1 protein-coding gene is annotated in these 475 nt (G+C 66.5%); it reads left to right on the top strand.

All coding sequences use genetic code 11. From position 1 onward, the window contains the following. On the top strand, window positions 1–475 hold a 475-nt coding region (locus tag AC3A6J_RS28030; protein WP_487863276.1), incomplete at both ends, for a transposase.

The raw sequence follows: 475 nt of genomic DNA, 5'->3' as shown, positions 1-475 counted from the left end.
CGGCTTATCTGCGGTTGCTGGACAGGCGGGACAGAGAGGATGACCAGGGCAGCGATGGCGCCGAAGGGGGCACTGGCAAACCAGATGAAGTACGCGCCGCCCTGGAGCGCCTGAAGGCCGAGGGCCGTGCCATTGCCAACCAGGCCCAGCAACTCATGCGCAGCGGTGCCAGCACCATTGTCAACGGCGAGCCCGAGGCACGCCCGATGCGCAGTCTTGACAGCCGTCCGGGCTACAACCTGCAGACAGCGGTGGAGACGCAAAGCCACGTGATCGTGGCGCATGAGGTGGTCTGCGAGGTGAACGATCAGCGCCAGCTACAGCCCATGGCCGAGGCGGCCAGCCGGGTGCTGCAGCAGCCGTGCACGGTGGTGGCAGACGCGGGCTACGCCAATGGGGAGCACATTGCAGCGCTGGACGCCCAGGGCATCACCAGCTACGTGGCGCCCAACCGTGCCGTGAACAACAAAGGCGA

Source organism: Variovorax sp. Soil_C_39 (assembly GCF_057656815.1).
The sequence above is the reverse complement of the archived record's forward strand: the minus strand, read 5'-3'. Positions and strand labels throughout refer to the sequence as shown.